The following is a 5,575-nucleotide window of genomic DNA, read 5'->3' on the forward strand; positions in this document are numbered from 1 at the left end:
GAAGGATTTTATGTGTCGACAGTAGGGCTGAATACAGCAACTGTGGAGAAATATATCCGAGAGCAGGAGATGCATGACCAGATGGTGGACAAGCTGAGTGTCAAGGAATACGGCGATCCATTTTCAAACGCAACGAAGAGAAAAAGAAGCGAAAAAGGAAAAATAAAAGACAATAAAACAAAGTAGTAAAAAAGAAAAAAAGAATCCCTTTGAGGGATAGCGAGCGTCAAGAGCGGTAGCTTGAACGAAGTGAAAGCAAGCGCCTTTAGACGCGAGCAGGTATCATAGGCTTATAGCCGCAGTTCAAACCACGCCTTTTAGACGTGGTTTTGATTCTTAAGAATTCTTAAAAATCTCTTAAACAAAAAATAGCGATAAAAACAGCATAAATTTAATTCCTTAAGAAAATCTTAAGAAAATACTAGACAAATTCTTAAGAATCACTATAATAATGACTGTAGTTTTAAGAAAGAAGGTAACAATTATGGATAGAGAAATCGCTTCAAAATTAAATGTTCTTATTAATGACAAAGTTATGAAACGTAAAGCTATGTTCCTTCCACTATTCGCTATTTCAGCCTTTGGTGTAGTGGGTTATGCAGCTGCTGACCGTGAAGCACCAAAGATTCTATCAAATAAAGTACAAGTATTATATGGTACAAATCTTTCTGCAAAAGATTTTGAAATCACTGATAACAGAGATAAGGCAGAGGATTTAGATGTAAAAATAGATACAACAACATTCGACAAGAAGCAGCTTGGTACATACAATGTAAATGTTGAGGCTGCAGATCAGTTCAATAATACAACAAGTAAGGTTGTAGAAGTTGAAGTTGTCGATAAAGAAGCACCTGTTATTACACCTAAGAATTCTGGTGGTTATGTTATTGATGTGAATGCAAATGGCAGCAATAAGCTAGAAGATTATATTAAGGCTGTTGATAATGTTGATGGTGATGTTACACCATTCATCACTGCCGACAAAGAACTTGATACAACAAAAGTAGGTGTTCAGACAATCAATGTGATAGCATCTGATAATGCCGGTAATACAACGACAAAAGCATTACAGTTTGCCGTTAGTGATAAAGAAGCGCCAACTGTATCATATAAGAATGGTGATCATGTTACTGTAGCTTATGGCTCACAGTTCAATATTGCTGATTACTTGAATATTGTTGATAACTTGGATACAAATCCTAAGGTAGAAACAGAAGGTAATGTTGATACAAGTAAGGAAGGCACTTATAGCATTAAAGCTAAAGTAAGTGATGCGAATGGTAATAGTGCACAGCCTGTTGCATTAACAGTTGAAGTAAAGGATATTACTGCACCAACAATTACATTAAGTAAGTCAAGTGTTGAATTCTTAGAAGGCAGTGCATTTAATGCTCGTAGCTATTTATCCAATGCATCTGATAACAAAGATGGTGATGTAACAGGTAAGGTACAGATTAATTCTAATGTCAACGCTTCTAAAGCAGGCAGTTATACTGTCACTTATACAGTAAGTGATAATGCCGGTAATAAAGCTTCAAATAACCTCAATGTAACTGTTAAGGCTAAAGCTCAGCCACAATCAGCTAGAGGTGGTGTAAGTGGTGCTAATGCGAATGGTGGAGGCATCATCGGTACAGCAAGAAGCAAACTTGGTGCAGCTTACGTCTTTGGGGCAAGCGGTTCGAATGTCTTTGACTGCTCAGGCTTCACAAGCTATGTTTACAGATCTAATGGTAAATCATTACCTAGAACTGCCGCTGCTCAGTATTCTGCAACATCAAGAGTTTCTTCACCACAGCCAGGTGACTTAGTATTCTTCAGTAATACATATAAACCTGGTATCTCCCATGTAGGTATCTACATTGGTGGTGGTCAGTTCATTCATGCTGCTAATGAAAGAACTGGTGTAACAGTATCTAGCTTGAATTCTGGTTACTATGCATCACACTATGCTGGGGCTGGAAGATAATGACGATGAAGGGTTCTTCGCAAGAGGAACTCTTTTTCTTTGCTTAAGTGATATTAATGTTAGACTCATAAATAACATCATAATTTAGAATAAAAGAAAAACATTTCGATATATTTAGTAATAAGAAAAATATCTTGACATGCTCATAAATGCATGTTAGTATCTAGTAAACTTAAGAGCAGGAGATAACGTTAGTAAACGCAAGTAAAGAGAGCCGGGAGTGGTGGAAGCCTGGTGTTGACGCACTTTCAAATGGACCTGTGAGGGCAAAGGGGAAAAGCAATGAGTATCCTTTGACGGTTGTCGCCGTTATATGACAAGAATGTGATAGCATTCCCCAAAGAACCAAAAGGTGGTATAGCAGACTTATACATCTGTCCTTTTATAGGATAGGTGTTTTTTGTTTATTGGGGAGATAAACAGGAGGACGCAGAAATGAAACGATGGTGTAGCTTACGTTAGTACTTATTTGAAAAACAATGAATATGATGAAAAGTTGAGGGAAAGAAATATGAAATCATTTAAAGCATTATTATCAGTTGCATTAGTAAGTTCTATGTTAGTAGGTTGTGGAAGTGGAACATCTTCTAATACAAAGAAGGTTGGTATTATTCAGTTAGTTGATCATACATCTCTTAATACAATCAAGAAAGCCTTTGATGGGGAAATGAAGAAACTTGGCTATAAAGATGGTGACAATATCGAATATACATTCAAGAATGGTCAGGGTGACAGCAACACCCTTGCTTCAATCGCTAATGACTTCCAGGGCAAGAATATGGATGCTGTTGTAGCCATTGCAACACCTGCCGCACAGGCAGTCGCAAAGCTTGCCAATAAGACACCAATTATTTTCTCGGCAGTCAGTGATCCAGTAGGAGCAAAGCTGACAAGCTCACTAACAAAGCCAGACAAAAATATGACAGGTACAAGTGATGAAGTCCAGGTCAATCAGATTATTGATAAAGCCTTAGAAGTACAGCCTGATATGAAAACAATCGGTTTACTTTATAATAAGGGCGAAACAAATTCAGTAACAAATATCAAGAATGTGAAAGCATATTTAGCTAAGAAAGGCATCAAGAGCGAAGAAGCAACAGTTGCTTCAGTCAATGAAGTTCAGTCCGCTGTCAATGCTTTGGCAAGCAAATGTGATGCCATCTTCTCACCAAATGATAATACAGTCGCTTCAGCAATGAGCGTTGCCGGCGTGGCAGCGGCCAAGGCAAAGATTCCTTACTATGTTGGTGCTGATTCAATGGTAAAAGATGGTGGCTTGCTGACAGTTGGTATCGATTATGAAGAACTAGGTAAAGAAACAGCACGTATGACAGATAAAGTTCTTAAAGGAAAGAAAGTTGCTGATTTACCAGTTAAAGTTTACAAGTCAAACTTAAATATCTATGTCAACAAGAAAACTGCTGAACAGGATGGCATTAAGCTTCCTGAAAGCATCACAAAAAATAAAAAATATATCGAAATGTAGTTAATAATAAAGGGGTAATTGAAAATGAATCTTACTGTTATATTAGGGGCTTTAGAACTAGGGGCCATCTTCTCTATTCTATCGCTAGGACTTTATATATCCTTTAAGGTCCTAGATATCCCTGATCTTACCGTTGATGGATCTTTTACAACAGGATGTGCTATTTCAGCTATTGTCACAGTTGCCAGCTCACCAGCTCTAGGTCTACTACTTGCCTTTGTCGCTGGGGCGTTGGCTGGTCTTGTGACAGGCTTGTTGATCACAAAGCTTAAGATCAATGCCATCTTAGCAGGAATCCTGACACAAACAGCACTCTATTCTATCAATCTAAGAATCATGGATGGCAAACCTAATATTTCATTACTTGATTCAAAGACAATCTTTACAAATATCAATCAGATAACAAGCTATGGAACACTTATATTATTGTTTATCTTTGTGATTGTCATTGTATTACTCTTAAATTATTTCTTAAGGACACAGCTTGGCCTAGCCCTAAGAGCATGCGGGGATAATGAAGATATGGTTAGAGCAAGCTCAATTGATACTGATAAAATGAAACTGATAGGCTTGTCACTCGCAAATGGCCTTGTTGGTTTATCAGGAGCCCTCTATACCCAGCAACAAACGTATTCAGATATTACAGCTGGTATTGGGATGATGGTCATTGGTCTTGCTTCAATCATTATTGGAACAACATTCATCAAAAATGAAAAAGTGCTTGTCTCACTTATCGCAACTGTAGTAGGAGCTATTTTCTATCGCTTCGTTCTCACATTTGCCTTGCAGGTTGGTATTACATCTGGTGACTTAAAGCTACTTTCAGCTGTCATTGTCGTTATTGCCATCAGCTCTACAAAATTGAAATTAAGGGGGAAGAAAAATGCTAGAAGTTAAAGATTTAAGTGTCATCTTTAATCAGGGCACAGTTAACGAAAAACAAGCCATTAAGCATTTAAATCTGACTTTAAATGATAGGGATTTTGTAACGATTATTGGTTCTAATGGGGCAGGTAAGTCAACTCTATTTGGTGCCATATCTGGCGATGTTCCAATAACAGAAGGGCAAGTCTTTCTTGATGGCGTCGATCTTACAAATCAAAGAGAATATGTCCGAGCAAGAAACATTGGACGATTATTCCAAGATCCATTAAGAGGAACAGCGCCACATATGACTATTGAAGAAAACCTGGCATTAAGTTATTCAAGGGGCAAGCATTATTCATTAAGACCCTATTCTAAAAAGGATCGTACTGTTTTCAAGGAAGCACTTAAACGCTTAAACCTAGGCTTAGAAGACCGTTTGAATACAAAGGTAGGAACCCTCTCAGGAGGACAGCGTCAGGCCCTTACTCTCTTGATGGCCACACTTGTCACACCAAAGCTCTTGCTTCTTGATGAACATACAGCTGCACTTGATCCAGCTACAAGTGATAAAGTCCTAAAGCTTTCGCAAAAGATTGTTGAAGAAAATCACTTAACAACCATGATGATCACTCATAATATGGAAGATGCTTTAAAATATGGTAACCGTATTCTGATGATGAATAATGGTGAGATTATTGCTGATATCAATGCAGAGGATAAAAAGAAAATGAAAGTTGAAGATCTTGTACGTAAATTTACGGATGTATCTGAGGCTAATGATAGAATGCTTTTAAGGGGATGATGATCCCCTTTTTTTCATAATATAAAAAGAAGATAATTATACTTGTAAGCGATTACAATGAGTGATATTCTTAAAGTAGAAAGAAGGAAGAAATCCTTCTAATAAGAAAGATATTCATAATCATCAAATGGCATAATAAGTCTTTATTGTTTTTATCACATGTTTGATTATCTCATGACGAAAAGCCAAAGTATTAAGTCTAGACTTTACAGCCAGAGTAAAGCTGCACAAAGCATAATAGAATTTCAATCGGACGTACGAAGTAGTCCATAAAGTAAGTATTGGAATGAAAAGCTTCAAGAGTCTATTGAAGATGATGTTTGAATATCTTTTCTTTTTAAATAGGAGACGATTAATTGGGCGCTTTAAATAATCGTGGGGTTTGACGAATTTCGCTTTAAGAAATCGTGGGGTCTTAGCTGACAAATTTTAAATTCGCTTTAAAAAACTG

Annotated in this window: 4 protein-coding genes and 1 pseudogene; all 5 read left to right on the top strand. The window is 37.1% G+C overall.

Going from position 1 to position 5,575, the window contains the following annotated elements:
- Positions 1 to 186, top strand: a pseudogene (locus T529_RS0111280) (IS200/IS605 family transposase); the annotation flags it as partial.
- Between the two features lie 298 nt (positions 187 to 484).
- Positions 485 to 1,969 carry a C40 family peptidase gene (locus tag T529_RS0111285; protein ID WP_033163711.1) on the top strand — a complete coding sequence of 495 codons (1,485 nt, stop codon included), beginning with the start codon at positions 485 to 487 and terminating at the stop codon, positions 1,967 to 1,969.
- Between the two features lie 511 nt (positions 1,970 to 2,480).
- Positions 2,481 to 3,455, top strand: a complete 975-nt coding sequence (locus T529_RS0111290; RefSeq protein WP_033163712.1) for an ABC transporter substrate-binding protein — start codon at positions 2,481 to 2,483, stop codon at positions 3,453 to 3,455.
- Positions 3,456 to 3,479: 24 nt separating this feature from the next.
- Positions 3,480 to 4,352, top strand: coding sequence for an ABC transporter permease (locus tag T529_RS0111295; protein ID WP_033163713.1), 873 nt, complete (start codon positions 3,480 to 3,482; stop codon positions 4,350 to 4,352).
- Positions 4,339 to 5,124, top strand: coding sequence for an ABC transporter ATP-binding protein (locus T529_RS0111300; protein ID WP_033163714.1), 786 nt, complete (start codon positions 4,339 to 4,341; stop codon positions 5,122 to 5,124). Before T529_RS0111295 ends, T529_RS0111300 begins: the two co-directional genes overlap by 14 nt.
- The last annotated feature ends 451 nt before the right edge of the window (positions 5,125 to 5,575 follow it).

The sequence above is a fragment of the Sharpea azabuensis DSM 18934 genome, from assembly GCF_000702165.1.
In the GTDB taxonomy this organism is placed as follows: domain Bacteria; phylum Bacillota_I; class Bacilli_A; order Erysipelotrichales; family Coprobacillaceae; genus Sharpea; species Sharpea azabuensis.